This window comes from Microbulbifer flavimaris, assembly GCF_001641755.2.
Taxonomy (GTDB): domain Bacteria; phylum Pseudomonadota; class Gammaproteobacteria; order Pseudomonadales; family Cellvibrionaceae; genus Microbulbifer; species Microbulbifer flavimaris.
Genome location: NZ_LRFG02000003.1, coordinates 18,038 through 38,668, shown reverse-complemented (window position 1 = coordinate 38,668; position 20,631 = coordinate 18,038). Strand labels below are relative to the sequence as shown.

Sequence of the window (20,631 nt, the reverse complement as noted above, 5' to 3'; positions counted from 1 at the left end):
CTTTCATCAAAAATAGAAAAGGGGAGGGGTATGCTGATTCAGGAAGCCACCGCCAAACTGGTGGACAATGAGCACCTCAGCCGCGCGGAAATGCGCGAGGTCATGGGCCAGATTATGCGAGGCGAGGCAGAGCCGGCGCAGATCGCCGGGCTGCTGGTCGCACTGCGCATCCGTGGAGAGACCGTGGACGAGATTACCGGCGCGGTTGAAACCATGCGCGAGCTGGCCACCAAAGTCCCGTTGCAGCATCAGGATGCTGTGGACATCGTCGGTACCGGCGGTGATGGAGCCAACCTGTTCAACGTCTCCAGTGCCGCCAGTTTTGTGGCGGCTGCTGCCGGTGCCCATGTTGCCAAGCATGGCAACCGCTCTGTTTCCTCCAGCAGTGGTGCTGCCGACCTGCTGGAGCGTGCCGGTATTTACCTGGAACTGAACGCCGAACAGGTAGCGCGCTGTATCGATACAATCGGTGTCGGCTTTATGTTTGCGCCCACCTTCCACCGCGCGGTGCGCCACGCGGTAGCACCGCGCCGGGCGCTTGGCATGCGCACGATTTTCAACTTGCTCGGTCCGTTGACCAATCCCGCCGGGGTGAAGCGTCAGGTTGTTGGTGTCTATGACCGCGCCTACTGCCGCATGCTGGCGGAAGTACTGCAGACACTGGGCTCCGAACACGTGCTGGTCATCCATAGCGAAGACGGTCTCGACGAAATGAGCCTGGCGGGCGACACCTATGCGGTTGAGCTGAAAGATGGTGTGTTGCGCGAGCGGACCCTGCGCCCGGAGGATTTCGGAGTCGAGCGCTCCAGCCTCGAGGGCCTGGGCGTCGACAGTGCAGAACAGTCGCTGACGCTGATCCTGGATGCCCTCGGCAAACAGGAGTCCGAGATTGCGGGTAAGGCCGCGGACCTGATTGCCCTGAATGCGGGGTTGGCGATTTATGTCAGTGGTGTGGCTGACTCGGCGGAGCAGGGCGTGGCCATGGCCCAGGATGCGATTGCCAGCGGACTGGCGGCGGAGAAGATCAAGGATCTCGCTGCATTCACCAGTGCCTTCCGCCCGGCGGAGGTAGGCCAGTGAGTACCCCGACCATTCTCAAGACCATTGTCGAGCGAAAGTGGCAGGAAGTAGCTGAGCGCAGCCAGAAAGCGCCTGTGGCCGAAGTCCGTGACCGGGCGCTCGCCCAGCCGCCGGCCCGTGGATTTGTCAGGGCCATGGAGAGCAAGATCGCTGCCGGTGAGGCGGCGGTTATCGCCGAAATCAAGAAAGCTTCTCCGAGCAAGGGCGTCATTCGAGAGGACTTCCTGCCGGCGGAGATCGCTACCAGCTACGAAAAGGGCGGTGCTGCCTGCCTGTCGGTACTCACGGATGTGGACTTCTTCCAGGGCGCCGATGCCTATCTGCAGCAGGCCCGCAATGCGGTACGCCTGCCGGTTCTGCGCAAAGACTTTACTGTCGATCCCTACCAGGTCTATGAGGCCCGCGCGATCGGTGCCGACTGCATTCTGCTGATCGCCGCCTGCCTCGAGGACGGGCAGATGCGCGACCTCAACGGCCTGGCCACGGAAATCGGTCTGGACGTGCTGGTGGAAGTACATGACGCAGGGGAGCTGGAGCGGGCGCTGGTCTTACCGAACCGGCTGATCGGTATCAACAACCGCAACCTGCACACCTTTGATGTGCAACTCGAAACCACTTTCCAGTTGCTCGATAGCATTCCCGACGATCGTATCGTGGTGACCGAGAGCGGCATCCACACGACCGACGACGTCGCTGCCATGCGTGGCCACGACGTGCATGCATTCCTGGTCGGCGAGGCCTTCATGCGCGAGAAAGAGCCAGGGCGCCGCCTGCTGGAGATGTTCAACTAGCGCTGCAGCGGCCCCAGAACGACAAAAGGCGATCCGGGGATCGCCTTTTGTCGTTTAGTGGTGGCTTGAGAAGCCCGGCCCCTAGCGGGTGCCGTAGACCACCATCGTCTTGCCCTTGACGGAGACCAGCCCCTGTTCCTCGAGTGTCTTGAGGACACGTCCGACCATCTCGCGGGAGCAACCCACGATACGGCCGATTTCCTGGCGGGTGATCTTGATCTGCATGCCCTCGGGGTGGGTCATGGCATCGGGCTCGTTACACAGGTCCAGCAGGGTGCGCGCGACGCGACCGGTGACGTCGAGGAACGCCAGGTCACCCACCTTGCGGGTGGTGTTGCGCAGGCGGCCCGCCATCTGGGTAGCGAGGGCGAACAGGAATTCCGGATGCTGGCGACTAAGCTCCTGGAACTTGCTGTAGGAGATTTCCGCCACCTCACATTCGGTTTTGGTGCGCACCCAGGCACTGCGGGTGTCCTGGTCGAACAGGCCCATTTCACCAAAAAAGTCGCCGTCATTGAGATAGGCGACAATCATCTCGCGGCCCTCGTCGTCTTCGATCAGTACGGTCACAGAGCCGCGCATGATGAAGTACAGGGATTCACAGCGGTCACCGGCGTAGATGATGGTGCTCTTGGCCGGATAGCGGCGACGATGGCAATGGGCGAGAAAGTCCTCGATATTGCCAGTGGAAAGGGGTTCTTCGGTAGCAACCGTCACGGATCTACTCCTTATTGTTCACTCTTATGTCCGACCCAGACCTGAAAACTCATGCTATGCGGATTATGACGTGAAAAACCCGCCCCCAACAGGGGTCTTGATCGGTAAAACGCCGCAGTGTGACCTGTTACGCCTTGGCAATGCTAATTGACCGCGTGCGCAGTGGTAAGTTCAAAAGGGCGCCGCGGCCTTGCCCTCTGATGGCGCGACCGTTGTCCACTATACCGGAAAAAGCATGCCAAAAGGTTGCAGCGGGCTTCTGTGCTAAGCTTCGCCGCCTGCTTCGGGCAGCTGAAAAATGAATGAGGAGAGGAAGTATGCAGGGCAAGGTGACCTGGGTGGACGGGCTCATGTTTGTGGGCGAAGCCGGCAGTGGCAACTCCGTGGTGATGGAGGGTGGCGAGAAGAACAATGGCATCCGCCCGATGGAAATGATTCTTCTGGGGGTTGGCGGCTGCGCCTCGTACGACGTGGTTTCCATCCTGAAGAAGGCCCGCCAGGACGTGATTTCCTGTCATTGCGAACTGGTGGGGGAGCGCCCGGATGCGGTGCCGGCGCCGTTCGAGCGCATTGAAATGGAGTTTGTAATCAAAGGCCGCAACATTAAGGAGGCCCAGGTGGCCCGTGCGGTTGAGCTGTCGGCAGACAAATATTGCTCTGCGTCGATCATGTTGCGCAACGCGGGTGTGGAGATCGCTCACCGCTTCCGTATCGAGGAGATCTGAGCGGCCGATCATTCGGGTTTTGGCGCAAAGCCCCGGTCTCCGGGGCTCGCTGGATCTGGCGCTAAAGGCGGTAGCTGATGGTGGTCATTACCTTTGCTACCAGCTTCATTGCGCCTTTCAACGGTGCCGGGAAGCGGGCGCCGCCAGCCTGAAGTGCGGCGGCGCCGTGCTCCTCTTCGTCAATCCGCATCTGGTCCACCACTGCGCGACTCTTTGCGTCCTGGGCGGGAAGCCGCTGCAGGTGGCTCTCCAGGTGTTTGCACACCTGTTCCTCGGTAGCGGCGACGAAGCCGAGACTGACCCGGTCACTGACCTTACCGGCTGCGGCGCCGAGGCCGAAGGACAGCCCATACCAGAGCGGATTCAACAGGCTCGGGCGGCTGTCCAGCTCGCGCAGGCGCTGGTCGCACCAGGCCAGGTGATCGATTTCCTCGTCGGCGGCCCGCTCCATCTCACCGCGTACCTTCGGCAGCCTGGCGGTCAGAGCTTGTCCCTGATACAGCGCCTGGGCGCAGACCTCGCCACTGTGGTTGACGCGCATCAGTGCGGCAGCGTGGCGGCGTTCCGCATCGGTCATGTCCGCTTCCGGCTCGGCGCGCGCGGGGGAGGGGCGGCCGTGGCTGGGGGCGCCGGGGCTCAGGGTCCGCAGTGCGCGGTCCGCCTGGATCAGTATTCGATCAAAACCTGTCAGTCTGCGCTCACTCATTTTTGATTACTCACTCTTCGCTAGTGATCCGGCGATGGGCGGCCTGGAGCCGCCCTCCTGCCACCGTCACACCAAAGGTTCAGGACTCTTCCCGCTCAACTGCACGATAGCCAATATCCTTGCGATAGAAAACGCCGTCCCAGTGGACCGCCTTGGCGCACTCATAGGCATTGGCCTGGGCTTCTGCGACGGTGTCCCCCAGTGCCGTGGCGCAGAGGACACGCCCGCCGCTGGTGACCACGCGTTCACCGTCCAATGCCGTGCCGGCATGGAAGATCTTGGCATTGTCGCTATCGGCACGATCGAGGCCTGAAATGGCATCGCCCTTGCGGTAGCTGCCGGGATAGCCGTTGGCCGCCAGCACCACACCAAGGGCCGGTCGGGAATCCCACTCGATAGTGACCTGGTCCAGTTTTTTGTCCAGTGCAGCCTGACACAGGGTCACCAGGTCGGACTTGAGCCGCATCATGATCGGTTGTGTTTCCGGGTCACCGAAGCGGCAGTTGTACTCGATCACGCGGGGCTCACCCTCCCCGTCGATCATAAGACCAGCGTAGAGGAAGCCGGTGTAGGGCATGCCCTCCTCGGCCAGGCCCCTGACGGTGGGCTCGATCACTTTGCTCATGATGCGCTGGTAGACGTCATCGGTGACCACCGGTGCCGGGGAGTAGGCGCCCATGCCGCCGGTGTTGGGCCCGGTGTCGCCGTCGCCAACCCGCTTGTGATCCTGGCTGGTGGCCATGGGCAGGATATGCTCACCGTCCACCATGACAATAAAGCTGGCTTCCTCGCCCGCCAGAAACTCCTCGATCACCACCCGGCAGCCCGCGTCGCCGAAGGCGTTGCCGGACAGCATGTCGCGCACGGCCAGTTCAGCCTGCTGTTCGGTCTCGGCGACAATCACGCCTTTGCCGGCGGCCAGGCCATCGGCCTTCACCACGATGGGAGCGCCTTTCTCGCGGATGAATTCCAGTGCCGGCTCCACTTCGGTGAAGTTGCGATAGTCGGCAGTGGGGATCTTGTGGCGCTCCAGGAAGTCCTTGGTGAATGCCTTGGAGCCCTCCAGCTGGGCGGCTGCCTTGCTGGGGCCAAAGACGGCGTGGCCGCGCCCATTGAAGAAGTCGACGATGCCGTCCACCAGCGGTGCTTCCGGCCCGACGATGGTCAGCTCGACATTGTTGAGTTCGACAAATTCCGCCAGGGCGGAGAAGTTGTCCACGCCGATGGCGACGTTTTGCAGTTTGGGCTCGCGGGCGGTGCCGGCGTTGCCCGGAGCGACGAACACGGTGTCGACGGCGGGGTTCTGGGCCGCTTTCCAGGCCAGGGCATGCTCGCGGCCGCCGGCGCCAATAACCAGTATGTTCATTCCGGGATCCCCCTCTAAAAGGCGTTGAAAATCAAAAGATGCGCTATTCTAGCCCGTAAACCGGGCGGGCAAGAAAAAGCCGGCCCTGTGGGCCGGCTTGCGAGAAGTACCGATCAGTGGCGGAAATGCCGCATGCCGGTGAAGACCATGGCCATGTCGTGCTCGTCGGCGGCCGCGATCACTTCCTCGTCGCGGATGGAACCGCCGGGCTGGATCACGCAGCTGATACCCACGGCCGCGGCATTGTCGATGCCGTCGCGAAAGGGGAAGAAGGCATCGGAGGCCATCATGGATCCCTTCACTTCGAGACCGGCGTGCTCGGCCTTGATGGCGGCGATGCGTGCGGAGTTCACGCGGCTCATCTGGCCGGCGCCCACGCCGATGGTGCGGCCGTCCTTGCCATAGACGATGGCGTTGGACTTCACAAACTTGGCGACTTTCCAGGTGAACAGAAGGTCGCGGATCTCCTCCTCGGTCGGCTGCCGCTTGCTCACCACTTTCAGGTCCGCAGCGGTGATGATGCCATCATCGCGATCCTGCACCAGCAGGCCGCCGTTCACCCGCTTGTAGTCGAGAGCCGGCTGGCGCTCCTCGCTCCACTGGCCACAGGCCAGCAGGCGCACATTCTTCTTCTCTGCCACGGCAGCGCGCGCCTCGTCAGAAACAGACGGTGCGATGATCACTTCGACAAACTGGCGATCGACGATGGTCCTGGCTGTTTCTCCGTCGAGCTCGCGGTTGAAGGCGATGATGCCGCCGAAAGCGGACTCGGTATCGGTGGCGAAAGCCAGATCGTAGGCCTTGCCGATGGTGTCGGCGATGGCCACGCCGCAGGGGTTGGCGTGCTTGACGATCACACAGGCGGGCTCACTGAATGCCTTGACGCACTCCAGGGCCGCATCGGTATCGGCGATATTGTTGTAGGAAAGTTCCTTGCCCTGCAGCTGCTCGGAGGTGGCAATGCTGGCCTCGGCCGGGTTGGCTTCAGCGTAAAAGGCGGACTTCTGGTGTGGGTTCTCGCCGTAGCGCAGGTCCAGCTTTTTGATGAACTGGCTATTGAAAGTGCGGGGAAACGGCTTTTTCTCGCCGCCCTGGATTGCGCCCAGGTAGTTGGCAATGGCGCCATCGTAGCTGGCGGTGTGCTCAAAGGCTTTGACTGCCAGATCAAAGCGGCTGGCCTGATTCAGTGCGCCGTCATTGGCTTTCATCTCGGCGATGATGCCGTTGTAATCGGATGCGTTGACCACGATGGCGACGTCTTTGTGGTTCTTGGCTGCGGCGCGAACCATGGTGGGACCGCCGATATCGATGTTCTCGATCGCATCGGGCAGCGTGCAGTCCGGATTGGCGACGGTCTGGGCGAAGGGGTAAAGATTGACCACCACCATGTCGATGGGGGTGATGCCGTGCTCTGACATGACCGCATCGTCGGTTCCGCGGCGGCCAAGAATGCCGCCGTGGACCTTCGGGTGCAGTGTCTTGACCCGTCCGTCCATCATCTCCGGAAAACCGGTGTAGTCGGAGACTTCCACTACCGGGATACCGGCCTCTTTCAGCTGGCGGTGAGTGCCACCGGTGGAGAGGAGCTCTACGCCCATGGCGGAGAGTTCCCGGGCGAATTCCACGATTCCGCTTTTATCTGAGACGCTGATCAGCGCGCGGCGAATCGCAACCTTGTCAGTCATAGCACTTGGTCCATTTGGGTTTCTGAAAAGGGTAGCTGTCTCTGATCCAGTTCAGAGACGGGAAAGGCTGCCGTACCCACTGGCTGAGAAGCCAGCGTGTCAGGGGACGGGGTGAGTGGGCAGCCGCTGGCGTAAAAATCCTGCCGCCAGCAAATAGCGAGGGGGGATGAGCTACCTCATCCCCCCTCAAGTTGTTCGGCGGTAACAGCCGCTAGCGCTTACAGCAGGCCGTAGCGCTTCAGCTTCTTGCGCAGGGTGCCACGGTTCAGGCCGAGCAGCTGCGCGGCGCGGGTCTGGTTGTGACGGGTGTACTTCATCACCACCTCCAGCATCGGCGCCTCAATCTCGGACAGGACCATGTCGTAGACATCGGTCACCATCTGACCGTCCAGGTGGCGGAAATAGTTTTCCATCGCCTGCTCAACGGCATCGCGCAGCGACTGCTGCTGAGGCTGTGCCAGTTGAGTCTGTCCCCCGGTGGATGCCTCTTCGCTGTTGGCATCCGGAATCAGTGCTTCGTTATTCATGCCGCTTGTGCCCCTCTATTTATTCGGCGTTCAAACCAGGTCTGAACGCTGGCATGTTGTGCTTCTGCGCTATCCAATTGGAGAAAGGTCTTGCGAAAGGACTCGCTCCCCGCGAGTGTCTTCAGGTACCACCCGACGTGCTTCCGGGCGATACGGACCCCCATCACTTCACCGTAGAAACGGTGCAATTCGCCCAGATGGGCGAGCAAAATATCCCTGACTTCTTCCAGTGAGGGTTCGGGCAGCCGCTCGCCGGTGGCGAGGTAATGGGCTATCTCCCGAAAGATCCATGGCCGTCCCTGTGCTGCACGGCCGATCATGACTGCAGCGGCACCGGTGTAATCGAGCACTTCGCGCGCCCGCTCTGGTCCGGTGATGTCACCATTGGCGAAAACCGGAATCTTCACCCTGGATACAATATCGGCAATGGTATCGAATTCAGCCTGACCGTGGTACCCACAGGCCCTTGTGCGCCCGTGCACTGCCAGCGCTGAGATACCGATATCCTCTGCCATTCTGGCCACCGTGACGCCATTGCGTGTCTCCGTGCACCAGCCGGTGCGGATTTTCAGCGTCACTGGTACTGAGACGGATTGGACCACTGCTTCCAGAATATCCGCGACCAGTTTTTCATCGCGCAGCAGGGCTGAGCCCGCTGCCTTCTTACAAACCTTCTTCGCCGGGCAGCCCATGTTGATGTCGATGATCTGGGCGCCGCGTCGCACATTCTCCTGCGCAGCGTTCGCCATCATCTCCGGGTCGCCGCCGGCAATCTGCACCGAAATCGGTGCCGTTTCACCGCTGTGGTCGAGCCGAAACCGGGATTTGCGGCTGTTCCACAGGCGGGTGTCCGAAGTCACCATCTCTGATACCACCAGGCCAGCGCCGAGTTTCCGGCAAAGCTGCCGAAAGGGTCGGTCCGTGACGCCGGCCATGGGGGCCAGGATCACCGGGTTGCCGATAGCGTAGGGGCCGATGGCAAAGTTGCTGGACACGTCTCACTCCGCGGATATGACGCCAAGGGAGCCGCAGTCCCGCACGGGATGGCTCGGGCAAAGAGCGGCATATGATAGCGGCTGCTCCCCGAATGGAAAAGCGAAAAAGCGCGCAATCTGGTTGCCTGTTGTGCGTTTAGCGCGAGGATTGCGCAGCTTTTGCCGAAAATTACGCCGAAATGGCGCCTCTTTCATTTTTCAGCCGGCGCAATCTGTAGTTGGTAGTTGACCGCCTCCGGGCCCGGATCCACGATTTCCAGCCCGATATGGACCGGGTTTCCCGCCGGCATCCGGGTGCGACCGGCCAGTTCTCCCTGCAGATACTCTCTGGGAGTAAAGATTCGGCTGGCAACCGGGCGATTCTTGAGATCACTGAAGGTGAGCAGCAGGGCAGGGAAGGGCTGGTCAAAGCCGGCTGTGTTGAGGAGCACCGCATCCACCACCAGCGCGCCTTCCTGTTGTGGGTGGCTGCGGACTACCAGGTTGGATGTGCGGATGGCTCCGGTATCAATCAATTCCGGCAGCTGACAGCCGAGTTGGGGGCAGACCTGGCTGTACAGTGCCCGCCAAGGCTCCTGCTTGCTGAGCGTATCAAAGCGGAAAGTCGCAAACTGGGCCAGCAATCCCGCCAGCATCAGCAGGGCCAGCAGCCACCAGAGCCAGCCGGGTACACGGCGGTCCCGCTCTGGCTGCCAGCGAACCTCCAGGGGCGCCGGTTCGATCGACGAGATCAGTTGATCCCGTTGGGGGCTGGCATGAATGGCTTCGGATTCTGCATCGGTATTGCGCGATGTGGCCGCGGCGTGTGATTCAATTTCATGCAGGCGCTCGGAGAGTGAGTCACGCTCGTCCGGTTTGTGGTGACGGGCGCGGGCCTGCTGTGAGCGCGGAATATCATCGAGAGGCTCGCCCCACGGGTCGTCAGCGTCATGGTCATTGTCGTCCGGCAGCAGGAATGCGGATTCGTCATCGTCGCTGTCGCCTGCTGGTTCCGGAGTGCTGGCCTTGGACAGGTCCTGCCAGTGCGTATCGCCAAAGGCGTCGCCAATCAGCGGCTCGTCCGTTTCATTGCGCCCGGCGTGCTCGGGGTCCGAGGCCATTGTGGGCGGTTTGGGCTCGTTGTCTTCACCTTCGAGCTCGATGTCGTCGTGGATCAGAAAGTCATCGTCTTCCAGCAGGGCTTCCAGATCTTTTTGCGCCCCCGGGCTGCTCTCGCTAAACACGATGTTTTCATCGGCGCGGAAAACCTGCAGGCAGGAGCCGCAACGAACAGCACCGCGCGCAGCGCGCAGCTGTTCTTCATTGACGTGAAAAGAGGTGCTGCAGTTGGGGCAGCGGGTAACCAGTTGCGACATTGAAATTCGACGGTGTCAGAACGATGGCCAAGTCTATCAGTACGCCACCCGGCGGTGTAAGGGCAGTGTGCGCGGGTGTAAGCACTCACACTGCCACGATGCGATGGCGGCTAGCGTATCCGGGTACCGGAGATCCGGACCCACTCATCCTTGTGGGCATCCTCATCAAACTCAACCTGATCTCCGTAGGCGGCGCGAACCTGGTCTGCCTGCGAGGCCAGTACGCCGGAAAGACAGAGTCGACCGCCCACCCTGGTCAGCGCCAGCAGCTGCGGGGCCAGCTCCACCAGTGGGCCGGCGAGGATGTTGGCCAGCATGATATCGGCGGGCTCAGTGGGCATCTGCTCTGGCAGATAGACCGGGAAGCGGTCCGCCGGCACATTGTTCCGGGCGGCATTGTCGCGGCTTGCCAGTAGCGCCTGGGGGTCGATATCCGTGCCGCGGGCCTCACTGGCGCCGAGCAGCAAGGCGGCGATGCCGAGAATGCCGGAGCCACAGCCAAAGTCGATTGCACTCTTGTTATCCACCGGCTCGCGGGCCAGCCACTGCAGGCAGAGGAAGGTGGTCGGGTGTGTGCCGGTGCCGAAGGCGAGGCCCGGATCCAGCATCAGGTTGACCGCCCCGGGTTGCGGTGGCTCACACCAGCTGGGGCAGATCCACAGGCGCTCGCCACACTGGATCGGTTGATAGTGGGACATCCACTCCCGCTCCCAGTCCTTGTCCTCAAGCTGCTCCCAGCGCGCGTTGGGTAGTGGCTCGCAGAGAAACGAGGCGGCTTTGGCCTCGGTCACACCGGTGTCCACTTCGGCATCGAACAGACCGGTGACCCGTGTCTGGTCCCACAGCGGCACCTCGCCCAGGCCCGGTTCAAGAATGGGCTGGTCGGCATTGTCCTGCAGGGTGACGGAGACGGCACCGGCAAAGAGCAGGGCGTCCTCGATGCGTTCGGCCTGTTCGCGATCCGTATCGACACGCAGTTGCAGCCAGGGCATGGGGTCTTCTCCAGTTGGTGGTATGGCTGAATGGAAAATCGCCCTAGACAGCACCGGGGCTGGCGGGGTGGGCTCGGGACGCAAAGGTAAGGGGTGCGGAGGCCGGGGGCAAGGGCGCCGTCCCTGGCGCCCGGGGGCCGGTTACAGGCCCAGCTTTTTCTCAAGGTAGTGAATGTTCACTCCGCCCTGGGCGAATGCCGCATCGGTAACCAGGTCCTGCTGCAGGGGGACGTTGGTTTTGATGCCGTCGACGATCAGCTCCGACAGGGCGACCCGCATCCGTGCCAGCGCCGCCTCGCGGCTCTCTGCGTGGGTGATCACCTTGGCGATCATGGAGTCGTAATTCGGCGGCACGGTATAGCCGGAGTAGACGTGGGAGTCCACCCGTACGCCCAGGCCGCCGGGTGCGTGGAAGTTGTTGACTCGGCCGGGGCTCGGGAAGAAGGTCTTCGGATCCTCGGCGTTGATCCGGCACTCGAAGGCGTGGCCGCGGATCACGATATCTTCCTGCTTCAGGGACAGCTTTTGCCCTGCGCAGACCCGGATCTGTTCCTTGATCAGGTCGACACCGGTGACCATTTCGGTGACCGGGTGCTCCACCTGGATACGGGTGTTCATTTCGATGAAGTAGAAGCGCTCGTCTTCGTACAGGAACTCGAAGGTGCCGGCGCCGCGGTAGCCAATATCAATACACGCCTGCACGCAGGCTTGATAGACATCCTGACGCACATTGTCCGGAATGCCGGGAGCCGGAGCCTCCTCCAGCACCTTCTGGTGTCGGCGTTGCAGGGAGCAGTCCCGGTCGCCCAGGTGAATCGCGTTGCCCTGGCCGTCGGACATCACCTGGATTTCCACGTGGCGGGGGTTCTGCAGGAATTTCTCCATGTACACGGTGCTGTCGCCGAAGGCGGCACCGGCCTCGGACTTGGTGACGGAGATGGCGTTCAGCAGGGCCGCCTCGGTGTGCACCACGCGCATCCCGCGACCACCGCCACCGGCCGCCGCCTTGATGATGACCGGGTATCCGATCTTGCGCGCGATCTCCAGGCAGCGCTCCCCGTTGGCGGGAAGGGGGCCGTCGGAGCCGGGAACGGTGGGCACGCCGGCTTTCTTCATGGCGGCGATGGCAGAGACTTTGTCCCCCATCAGGCGGATCACGTCGGCATCGGGGCCGATAAAGGTGAAGCCGCTCTTCTGTACCTGCTCGGCGAAGTCGGCGTTTTCCGCCAGGAAGCCATAGCCTGGGTGCACGGCCACCGCGTCGGTAATCTCCATTGCGGAGATGATCGCCGGGATATTCAGGTAGCTCTGTGTTGAGGGGTTGGGGCCGATGCAGACAGCTTCATCGGCCAGGCGCACATGCTTCAGATCCCGGTCCACCTGGGAGTGGACGGCCACGGTGGATATGCCCATCTCTTTACAGGCGCGCAGGATGCGCAGTGCGATTTCGCCGCGGTTGGCGATCAGTACTTTATCAAACATGCCGATTCACCCCGCTCAGACGATGGTCACGAGCGGCTGGTCAAATTCCACCGGCTGTCCGTCTTCCACCAGGATGCTCTCGATAGTGCCGGCTTTGTCGGCCTCGATCTGGTTCATCATCTTCATCGCTTCAACGATGCAGACCACGTCGCCCACTTTCACCTGCTGGCCGACTTTGACGAAGGGCTCTGCGCCGGGGCTCGAGGCCGCGTAGTAAGTGCCCACCATCGGGGATTTGATCGCGTGGCCGCTGAGCGCGGGCACGGATTCTTCCGGCTCGGCAATTGGCGCCGCCGGTGCCGGTGCCGCCGGTGCCGGTGCCGCCGGTGCAGGTGCCGCAACGGGGGCCGGTGCCACCGGCGCTGCCGCCTGTGCCGCGCCGCTTACGCCGCGGCTGATGCGGACGGATTCCTCGCCCTCTTTGATTTCCAGCTCGCCGATATCGGATTCTTCGAGCAGCTCAATCAGTTTTTTGATCTTGCGGATGTCCATAGGTCTTCACTCGTCGTGTTTTTTGCGTTAGGGGTGGTCGGGCGCTGCTGCCAGCTGGTGGATAGCGGCCTGCAACGCCAGGGTGTAACTGTGTGCGCCAAACCCGCAGATGACTCCGCGAGCCAGGTCGGAAAGATAGGAGCGGTGCCTGAACGCCTCCCGGGTATGAGGGTTGGACAGGTGGAGCTCGATAAAAGGGATCGCCACTGCCGCCAGAGCGTCCCGCAGGGCGACACTGGTGTGGGTGTAAGCGGCCGGGTTGATCACGATGAACGCGACGCCCTCGTCCCGGGCTGCCTGAATACGGTCTACCAGGCTGCCCTCCGTGTTGCTCTGGAAGGTTTCCAGCTGGTGTCCGGCCTGCTCGCACAGTGCGCGCGCGCTTCGGTCGATTTCCGCCAGGGTGGTTGCGCCATAGATCTCTGGCTCGCGGGTGCCGAGCAGGTTGAGATTGGGGCCGTGCAACAACAGAAGTTTCGCCATGGCTTTCTCTGAAGGAAAAGCGTGATTTGGTCACAAAACGGAGGGGAATGTCGGCAAACGTGTGGATAAAGTCACGCTTTCCGCCAACTTGCCCCAAAACTCGGGCGAGTGTGCCGGAAAAGTGACCTTGTGTCCATGGCCGAGTAGTCAGGAATAGACGTTAGCCGCAGTTACCCTGCTTTTCCTGCCTGTTTAAGGCAAGAAAGCCTGAGGGGTTGTCTTTTTTGCCGGTCAGGCTGGCTATTACAGCGCCGACCCGGCGGCGAGGGCGGCGCCTGCCTCCGGGGCGGCCGCTGACTGCAGCTCGGCGATCAGCCCGTCGCGGGTCAGAATCTGGGGAAGGACCCGCGCTTCCCCGCCGCCCGCGGGATAGACAAGATAGAGGGGCACGCTGGTGCGCCCGTAGCGGCTCAGCAGTTCGGTGATCAGCGGATCCTGATTGGTCCAGTCGCCTTTCAGGGCCACGATGTCGAGGGTGGACACGGTTTCGGCGACCGTGTCGCTGGAGAGCACGACTTTTTCATTGGCGAGACAGGTGATGCACCAGGCAGCGGTCATGTTGATCAGCACCGGTCTGCCCTCGCGACGGGCCTCCTCGAGGCGCTCTGGAGAGTAGGGTTGCCAGTAGTCGGATTTGGCAGATGAGGCGGCACCAGCGCCCGCAACGGGCTCGAGGCGCGGCAGGAGCGCCAGGGCGCCGAACAGGGCCAGTACGGCCAGGCTGCCGCTGCCCCAGTGCCACTGGGGGCGCGGCCACAGCCACAAAGCGAAGGCAATGGCCACAGCGCCGGCCAGCACCAGGGCGACGCCATCGCTACCGCTCTGGCGACCCAGCACCCACAGCAGCCACACGGCGGTCAGGTACATGGGGAAAGCCAGCAACTGTTTGAGCCGGTCCATCCACGGCCCTGGACGTGGCAGGCGGTCGATCAGTCCCGGAGCGTAAGTCAGCAGCAGGAAGGGGGCCGCCATGCCGGCACCAAGCGCAGCGAACACGAGCAGCGCTACGGCGGCGGGCTGAGTCACTGCAAAACCCAGGGCGGAACCCATTAACGGCGCCGTGCAGGGGCTGGCGACCAGGGTGGCCAGCGCGCCGGTGGCGAGGGAGCCCCGCAGCTGGCGGGGATTGCCGATACCCTGGCCCAGTCCCATCAGCCGACCGCCAATTTCCGTGAGGCCGGACAGGCTCAGCCCCATGATGAAGAACAGGTAGGCGAGCCCCGCGACCATCGCCGGGGACTGCAGCTGGAAGCCCCAGCCCACGGCCTCGCCACCGGCGCGCAGCGTCAGCATCGCGGCGGCGATGGCCACAAAGCTGCCGACCACGCCGGCACTGTAGGCCCAGCCATGCCAGTGCCGCTCGTGGCTCTGTTGATTCGCCTGGGTGATGGAGAGCAGCTTGATGGAAAGCACCGGAAAAACGCACGGCATGAAGTTCAGGATCAGCCCGCCGAGAAATGCCAGCAGCATGGCGAGAGGCAGGCCCAGACTGGCGCTTTCGCTCGCGCCGGCCGTGAGCGGGGCGGGTGTGGAGCGAGGGCCGCCAGTTGGATCGAGGGGAGCGGCCGTGCCGTTATTAAAGTCCAGATCGAACTGGCGCACCTGCGGCGGGTAACAGAGACCCGCATCGGCACAGCCCTGATAGTGCACCTCCAGCTGCATCCGCTCCGCCGGGGTGGCCGCCAGCGGGATTTCAAGCTGAAACCGGTAGACCTCGGTTTCCTTCTCGAAATATTCATCCCAGATCACTTCCCCGTCGGGTAGCTCCATTGGCAGCGGCGTTTTACCGTCCGGATCCAGGCGGTAGAGCGCCAGCTTATCGCGATAGAGGTAATACTCCGGGGCGATCTGGAAGATGACGCTGGCCCCGTCGCCGGAGAACAGGAAGTCCTGCTGGTAGGCCTGGTCGACGGGGAGGAACTCAGCATCCTGGCTAGCGCCGAGTGGATTGTTGCCAAACGGGGTTTGTGCGGCGGCCATGGTAGTCGCCAGGGCCAGGAGTGCTCCCATCAGGAGGAAAATTTTGCGGAAACTGTCGCTGATCACAGCCATGGGCTTCAAAATTCTTTATAGTCGGGTGAAAGAGTCCGGCAACCACGCTGGTCGCACTTTCATGCCTTTACGGTTTGTCTGACTGTATGGTTTGCGACCAGTTCACAGTCAGGCGAGCAGGGCAATATAGTGGTCGTGCCGGATGGGAAAAACAACAGTGGAGTCGACGGTGTTTGCAGAGCTGATCTCCTGTCGCAGGATCGGGATCCTACTGGCCGGTGTGCTGCTGGCCGGCTGCGTGACTACGCCGCCGTTACCTGCGCCTCGCGCCGTACCCCTGCCCGAGAGCGCAAAGCCTGCGGGGCCCACCCCGGAACAGATCCGTCAACGCAACATCGCTTTTTTTCTCCAGCGTGCCGAGGCCGCGCAACGAGAGGGTTTCCTGACCCAGCCCGCGGGGGCCAGCGCCTTCGACTATTACCTGCGCGTGCGCCAGCTGGATCCGGATAACTCCCGGGCCGCCACCGGAATCCAGACCATTGTGATCGAGCTGGTTGAGCGCGCCCGTGAGGCCCTGCGCCGCCGTTCGTTCGGGGAGGTGAACAGTTATCTGAACCGCGCCGATGAACTGGCGCCGGGCAATCCGCTCGTGACCGAAGTGCGCACCCAGCTCGCGAGCGAGCGCAGTCGCGCCAGTAGCGATTTGCCACAAGGCGAAAACATCTCGCTGCCGGGCGGCTCTCTCGCGTCCCGCAATGAGGCGGTCATCGCGCTGCTCAGGGAAACGGCGGAGCGCATCCGCCGCGAGAACCTGCGGGTAATGATTGTCGCGCGCACCGATGCCGAGGGCCGCTGGATCTATCAGCAGCTGCGGGAGGCCGTGATGGGCTATCGGGTGCGCGGTGATATCAGGCTCGGCAGCCCGCCGCGCCTGATCCTGATGTCGACCGGGGGAACCTGAACAACATGATTGAAGCCATTAAAAGATTCCGTCTTCTCGAGAAATCCCTGATCGCTGCGTTACTGCAGTTGGCGGCCGCAGGGGCCGTTGCCGGTGAAGAACACGTGCACGGCGCCACGGCGGACAGCGCGTCCCGGATGCTGCAAATCCACGGCTATGCCCGGGAGACACTGCCGGGGCTCTCTACCAGCGCGGCTTATCTGAAGCTGAGCAACCCCACCACCGTGGAGCGTCAGCTCATCAGTGTGGCCCTCGCCAGCGAGGACTCAGCCCGGGCGAGCCTTCACACCACGGAAGAGCGGGATGGCATCAGCAGGATGCGACCCCTGGAAAAGCTTGCTATCCCCGCCGGCCAGACCGTGCAGATGTCTCCCGGGGGGCTGCATGTCATGCTGGAGGGGGTTCAGCTGCGGGCTGGCGCAGAAGTGTCACTGCTGGTGCATTTCGCCAATGGCGAGACCCGAGAAGTCACCCTGCCGATTCGGAGTCTGCAGGCGGAAGGCCAGCATCACCACCATCATCACCACGGCTAGAGCAGCCCGACTGAACTTTTGTGCTGCGGAAGCACCGAATCTGCTCTCAGTTATTGGAATAAAACAACGGAGGATACAGTGAAGAAGTTATTCATGATTTTGGGCCTCTGCACCCTGGTCGCCTGTGCCCACAGTCCGATCCAGATCCAGGTGCGCCCGCAAGTGGAAGTGGCGCCGAGCGTGATCGGCAGTGGCTATGCGCTCAGTGTGCGCGGGGGCAACAAGCTCCCTGGCGGCGGGCTGGGATCGCTGGGCGGTATCTATGCCGACACCTCCAATATCCGCCTGGCCAACAGTGTCGAGGATGCGCTTGCGAGTACGCTGGCTGAGGGTTTCACCCAGTGGGGATTCCGCACTGTTGGTGCATCTGACCCCGCTGCACGGGTGCAGGTGGTGGCGAACCTGACCAGCCTCAAGTACGACAGCCCGAACAAGCTGTACACCAGTAAGGTCGACAGTTCGGCAGAGATCCAGCTGGAAGTGCGTATTGGTGGCGCCACCTACTTCGGGACCTACCGCTCCAGCGGCAAGGATCGCAACCTGATCAAGCCCAATAAGGAAGAGGTTGAGGCGCGGCTGAACGGTCTCCTCAGTGCGACCCTGCAGCGGGCGTTCGAGGATGAAAAACTCAAGATGTTCCTGCAAGCCAACCTCTGAAGGCGCAGGGAGTCAGGAAGTGAAAGGGATGCGCTGTCGTGACTGATTTCGACCCCGATTCCACCGAGCCGCTCGGTACCCTTCACGACGTTGCGGGGTCGCCGGGCCGTCCCGTCCGCCTGGTGCCGGGGGCGGCGGAGGTGGCTCTGGCGGAAGTGGCCGATGGCGTGGTGGTGACGGACGCCGCCGGCAGGGTGACTTACTGTAACCCGCTGGCCGGTGAGTTGAGCGGCAACGCGCTGGCGCTCAAGCCGGGCCGCTATCTTGACGATGGCCTGAAGCTGGTGGACACCGACGGTGAGCCCCTGGCTCCGCTGCTCGCACCGGAAACTGATGACACTGATGAGACGGAGCGGGACCTGGCGGATGGACGGGAGTTTATTGCCGCCATCCCCCGCGTCGATGACCTGGGGGAGGTGCTGCTGGAAGTCTCCGTCCAGGTGCAGACGGTCCACGAAGCCGGCGAAGTGACCGGGTTCGTGGTGGTGATGCGCGAAGTTTCTGCGGAGCGCCGGCTCTTCTCCCGCCTCAGCTGGCAGTCCAGCCACGACAGTCTCACCCACCTTCCCAACCGCCAGTACTTCGAGAGCGAATTGCAGCGTGCCCGTGCGGGCTGCCGGGACCGGCGGCAGCACCACGTGTTGCTCTACCTGGATATCTATCAGTTCAAGGTGGTGAATGACACCCTCGGTTATGCCGCAGGTGATCAGCTGATCCGGCAACTGGCGCAACAGCTGCGCCAGTGTCTGGCCCCGGATGACGTGATCGCCCGGGTGGGCAGCGACGAATTTGCGGTGCTGCTGCGCGATTGCACCATCGAGGAAGCGCGACGGGTGGTGGTGCGGTTGCGCGATGCGGTGCAGGGGTTTGTCTTCAATTGGGATGGCGACGAGAGCCGCGTGGCCATATCCATTGGCGCGGTGGCGGTAGACCGCGCTTCGCCGCCGGCTGGCCAGTTGCTGGCCTCCGCCAACGACGCCTGCTGTGCCGCGCGGGATCAGGGGCGCAATCGGGTGAAGCTGTTCAGTGACTCCCGGCGGGTATTGGAAAAGCGCCGGCAGAGCACTTGGGTGGCTGAGATTCATGCCGCCCTGCGGGAAGAGCGTCTGCTGTTGTACCGGCAGCCGGTGGTAGCGCTGCAGCACGAGGACAGCCTGCACCACTACGAGGTGCTGGTGCGCATGCGCGGGCGCGACGGAGACGTGATTTCCCCGGGGGACTTCCTCCCCGCCGCAGAGCGTTATGGGCTGATCGAAGAGGTGGATCGCTGGGTGATTCGCCGGATCTTCGAGTATATGGCTGTGGAACAGCACTGCGGCCTCACCGGTCACGGCTATGCCATCAATATCTCCGGCCTGAGCCTGGGCGATGAATATTTCGCGGATTTTGTGCTGCAGGAGCTCACAGAGGCGGGTGTGCCACCCTCGCGGGTGCAGTTTGAAATTACCGAGACCAGCGCCATCAACAATCTGCAGCGGGCGCTGCTGTTCATTCACAAGCTCCGCGCAGCGGGGTGTACCTTTGCCCTCGACGATTTCGGTCGCGGTGCATCGTCTCTGGCCTACCTGCGCCAGTTGCCGGTGGATTTCCTGAAGATCGATGGCAGCTTTGTGCGCAACATGCTCGAGGATGAGATCGATAGCGCCATCGTCAGTACCGTCAATCACCTCGCCAAGTCCATGGGCATCAGTACCATCGCTGAATATGCCGAAACACCAGAATTGATCGGACAGCTGCGGGTACTCGGGGTGGATTTCGCCCAGGGCTTTGGCATTGCCGCCGCCACCAGTCTGCCTGACCTGGAAGGTGAGGACGCCTGAGCGCCCTGCTTGGGCGCTCTCTCCGTGACTCAGTGTTTAGTCAGGTGTTTCCCTAGCGGAATTACCGGGGAAGGGCGGCTCAGGATTCCGCGCCCCGGGCCTCCACCTCTGCAGCCAGCAGTTGACTGTGCTGGTCTGCCTGCAAGCGGGGGCCATACTGGCTCACCACCTGGCCCGCCGCCCGGCAGGCCAGCTCTCCAGCCTCTTCAAAGGACATGTCCCGATTGATGCCATAAAGGAAGGCTCCTGCGAACATATCGCCGGCACCGTTGGTGTCGATCGCGTGGACTTTGGGGGCGGCCACCCGATATTCGCGTTGGCCGTCCCAGAGTAGGGCGCCGTCGGCGCCCAGCGTGATGGCAAAGCCGCGGCAGAAGTCTTTGAGGGCCTCTGCGGCGGCGGTCACGTTGTCGGTGCCGGTAAAGCCCAGAGCCTCGTCCCGGTTACAGAACAGCAGGTCCACGCTGTCACCGATCATCTCCCGCAGGCCGTCGTGGAACAGATGCACCATCGCGGGGTCGGATAGGCTGAGGGCGGTTTTGACGCCGACACCCTCCGCCGTCTGCCGCAGCTCGATGGCTGCCGCCTTGCCGGTCGGGGAAGAGACCAGGTAGCCCTCGATATAGGCCCAGCGGGATGCGGAGAGCGCATCGACATCCAGCTCTGCTATCGACAACTCGGCGCTGATCCCGAGGAAGGTGTTCATGCTGCGCTCGGCATCCGGCGTGATGAGCACCAGGCATTTGCCGGTCACTCCCGGTTGCGCCTCGCGCAGGGTACCCGGATAGGCGACGCCGGCGTCCGCAAGGTCGGCCCGGTAGAAGTCGCCATTCTCGTCCGCGGCCACTTTGCAGGAGTAGAAGGTGCGCAGGCCGAAATAGCTGGCAGCGATGACGGTGTTGGCGCCGGAGCCACCACAGGCCCGCTTGGCGGTGACCAGGTGATCGCTGAGCGCGCTTACCAGCTGGTGTTGCCGGTGATCGTCCACGAGGGTCATCACGCCTTTATCGACTCCGAGGGTCTGCAGGTCGTCATCGCTGACTTCGATTTCGGTATCCAGCAGAGCGGCGCCGATGCCGTAGAGGTCGTATTGGTGCATGGGTTTCCTTGGTCGTCGATGGCGGGAAAGTGCGCGGGCGACTGGAGCGGTCCGAGCACGGCTACCGGCCGCATTATGGCTGCCCCGGGGGCAAGTGCAAGGCGATGGGTTTGACTTGTGGCTGTCAGACCTTATAAAACCCCGGCGCAGTGCGGCGCGACGGTCGTCGACGC

The 20,631-nt window shown here is 62.6% G+C and carries 20 protein-coding genes; 7 read left to right on the top strand and 13 right to left on the bottom strand.

Going from position 1 to position 20,631, the window contains the following annotated elements; all coding sequences use genetic code 11:
• The first annotated feature begins 30 nt into the window (after positions 1-30).
• Entirely contained in the window at positions 31-1,080 is a 1,050-nt protein-coding gene (trpD, locus tag AWR36_RS09360) for an anthranilate phosphoribosyltransferase (protein WP_067084146.1), read from the top strand.
• Positions 1,077-1,871 carry an indole-3-glycerol phosphate synthase TrpC gene (trpC, locus tag AWR36_RS09355; RefSeq protein WP_067084143.1) on the top strand — a complete coding sequence of 265 codons (795 nt, stop codon included), beginning with the start codon at positions 1,077-1,079 and terminating at the stop codon, positions 1,869-1,871. The genes trpD and trpC overlap by 4 nt, the downstream gene beginning before the upstream one ends.
• 81 nt (positions 1,872-1,952) lie before the next feature.
• Here trpC and crp read toward each other — a convergent pair whose 3' ends face one another.
• The gene (gene crp / locus AWR36_RS09350; RefSeq protein ID WP_067084141.1) at positions 1,953-2,588 is read right to left on the bottom strand and encodes a cAMP-activated global transcriptional regulator CRP; all 636 of its coding nucleotides are present in this window, start codon (positions 2,586-2,588) and stop codon (positions 1,953-1,955) included.
• A 317-nt stretch (positions 2,589-2,905) separates the two neighbouring features.
• On the opposite strand from crp, the gene AWR36_RS09345 reads away from it, so the two are divergent.
• The gene (locus AWR36_RS09345; protein WP_067084139.1) at positions 2,906-3,313 is read left to right on the top strand and encodes an OsmC family protein; all 408 of its coding nucleotides are present in this window, start codon (positions 2,906-2,908) and stop codon (positions 3,311-3,313) included.
• Between the two features lie 61 nt (positions 3,314-3,374).
• Here AWR36_RS09345 and coq7 read toward each other — a convergent pair whose 3' ends face one another.
• From coq7 to AWR36_RS09290, 11 genes are all read right to left on the bottom strand, one after another.
• Positions 3,375-4,019, bottom strand: coding sequence for a 2-polyprenyl-3-methyl-6-methoxy-1,4-benzoquinone monooxygenase (gene coq7 / locus AWR36_RS09340; RefSeq protein WP_067084137.1), 645 nt, complete (start codon positions 4,017-4,019; stop codon positions 3,375-3,377).
• 79 nt (positions 4,020-4,098) lie between these two features.
• Positions 4,099-5,385 (bottom strand): phosphoribosylamine--glycine ligase, encoded by a 1,287-nt coding sequence (gene purD, locus AWR36_RS09335; RefSeq protein WP_067084135.1) that lies wholly within the window; start codon positions 5,383-5,385, stop codon positions 4,099-4,101.
• A gap of 113 nt (positions 5,386-5,498) precedes the next feature.
• Positions 5,499-7,070 carry a bifunctional phosphoribosylaminoimidazolecarboxamide formyltransferase/IMP cyclohydrolase gene (gene purH / locus AWR36_RS09330; RefSeq protein ID WP_067084133.1) on the bottom strand — a complete coding sequence of 524 codons (1,572 nt, stop codon included), beginning with the start codon at positions 7,068-7,070 and terminating at the stop codon, positions 5,499-5,501.
• Positions 7,071-7,288: 218 nt separating this feature from the next.
• Complete coding sequence (gene fis / locus AWR36_RS09325) at positions 7,289-7,597, bottom strand: DNA-binding transcriptional regulator Fis (protein ID WP_067084131.1); 309 nt, start codon at positions 7,595-7,597, stop codon at positions 7,289-7,291.
• Positions 7,594-8,592, bottom strand: a complete 999-nt coding sequence (dusB, locus tag AWR36_RS09320) for a tRNA dihydrouridine synthase DusB (RefSeq protein ID WP_082679519.1) — start codon at positions 8,590-8,592, stop codon at positions 7,594-7,596. Before dusB ends, fis begins: the two co-directional genes overlap by 4 nt.
• 191 nt (positions 8,593-8,783) lie before the next feature.
• Positions 8,784-9,947 (bottom strand): DUF3426 domain-containing protein, encoded by a 1,164-nt coding sequence (locus tag AWR36_RS09315; RefSeq protein ID WP_067084129.1) that lies wholly within the window; start codon positions 9,945-9,947, stop codon positions 8,784-8,786.
• A 110-nt stretch (positions 9,948-10,057) separates the two neighbouring features.
• On the bottom strand, positions 10,058-10,939 hold the full coding sequence (gene prmA, locus AWR36_RS09310) for a 50S ribosomal protein L11 methyltransferase (protein WP_067084128.1): 882 nt from the start codon (positions 10,937-10,939) through the stop codon (positions 10,058-10,060).
• A 141-nt stretch (positions 10,940-11,080) separates the two neighbouring features.
• Complete coding sequence (gene accC, locus AWR36_RS09305) at positions 11,081-12,421, bottom strand: acetyl-CoA carboxylase biotin carboxylase subunit (RefSeq protein WP_067084126.1); 1,341 nt, start codon at positions 12,419-12,421, stop codon at positions 11,081-11,083.
• A gap of 15 nt (positions 12,422-12,436) precedes the next feature.
• Positions 12,437-12,913 carry an acetyl-CoA carboxylase biotin carboxyl carrier protein gene (gene accB, locus AWR36_RS09300; protein ID WP_067084124.1) on the bottom strand — a complete coding sequence of 159 codons (477 nt, stop codon included), beginning with the start codon at positions 12,911-12,913 and terminating at the stop codon, positions 12,437-12,439.
• A 27-nt stretch (positions 12,914-12,940) separates the two neighbouring features.
• Positions 12,941-13,396 carry a type II 3-dehydroquinate dehydratase gene (aroQ, locus tag AWR36_RS09295; protein WP_067084122.1) on the bottom strand — a complete coding sequence of 152 codons (456 nt, stop codon included), beginning with the start codon at positions 13,394-13,396 and terminating at the stop codon, positions 12,941-12,943.
• A 243-nt stretch (positions 13,397-13,639) separates the two neighbouring features.
• The gene (locus AWR36_RS09290; RefSeq protein ID WP_067084120.1) at positions 13,640-15,448 is read right to left on the bottom strand and encodes a protein-disulfide reductase DsbD family protein; all 1,809 of its coding nucleotides are present in this window, start codon (positions 15,446-15,448) and stop codon (positions 13,640-13,642) included.
• A 142-nt stretch (positions 15,449-15,590) separates the two neighbouring features.
• Here AWR36_RS09290 and AWR36_RS09285 point away from each other — a divergent pair, with 142 nt between their 5' ends.
• The 4 genes from AWR36_RS09285 (at position 15,591) to AWR36_RS09270 (ending at position 19,359) form a co-directional block, all read left to right on the top strand.
• Positions 15,591-16,349, top strand: coding sequence for an N-acetylglucosaminyltransferase (locus tag AWR36_RS09285; protein WP_141398506.1), 759 nt, complete (start codon positions 15,591-15,593; stop codon positions 16,347-16,349).
• A gap of 5 nt (positions 16,350-16,354) precedes the next feature.
• Positions 16,355-16,882: a copper chaperone PCu(A)C gene (locus tag AWR36_RS09280; RefSeq protein ID WP_067084117.1), complete on the top strand. Its 528-nt coding sequence runs from the start codon at positions 16,355-16,357 to the stop codon at positions 16,880-16,882.
• 78 nt (positions 16,883-16,960) lie between these two features.
• Positions 16,961-17,539 carry a YajG family lipoprotein gene (locus AWR36_RS09275; RefSeq protein ID WP_067084115.1) on the top strand — a complete coding sequence of 193 codons (579 nt, stop codon included), beginning with the start codon at positions 16,961-16,963 and terminating at the stop codon, positions 17,537-17,539.
• 38 nt (positions 17,540-17,577) lie between these two features.
• Positions 17,578-19,359, top strand: a complete 1,782-nt coding sequence (locus AWR36_RS09270) for an EAL domain-containing protein (protein ID WP_067084112.1) — start codon at positions 17,578-17,580, stop codon at positions 19,357-19,359.
• Between the two features lie 79 nt (positions 19,360-19,438).
• Here the strand turns inward: AWR36_RS09270 and AWR36_RS09265 are convergent, their stop codons facing one another.
• Positions 19,439-20,458 (bottom strand): adenosine kinase, encoded by a 1,020-nt coding sequence (locus tag AWR36_RS09265; protein WP_067084109.1) that lies wholly within the window; start codon positions 20,456-20,458, stop codon positions 19,439-19,441.
• Positions 20,459-20,631: the final 173 nt, after the last annotated feature.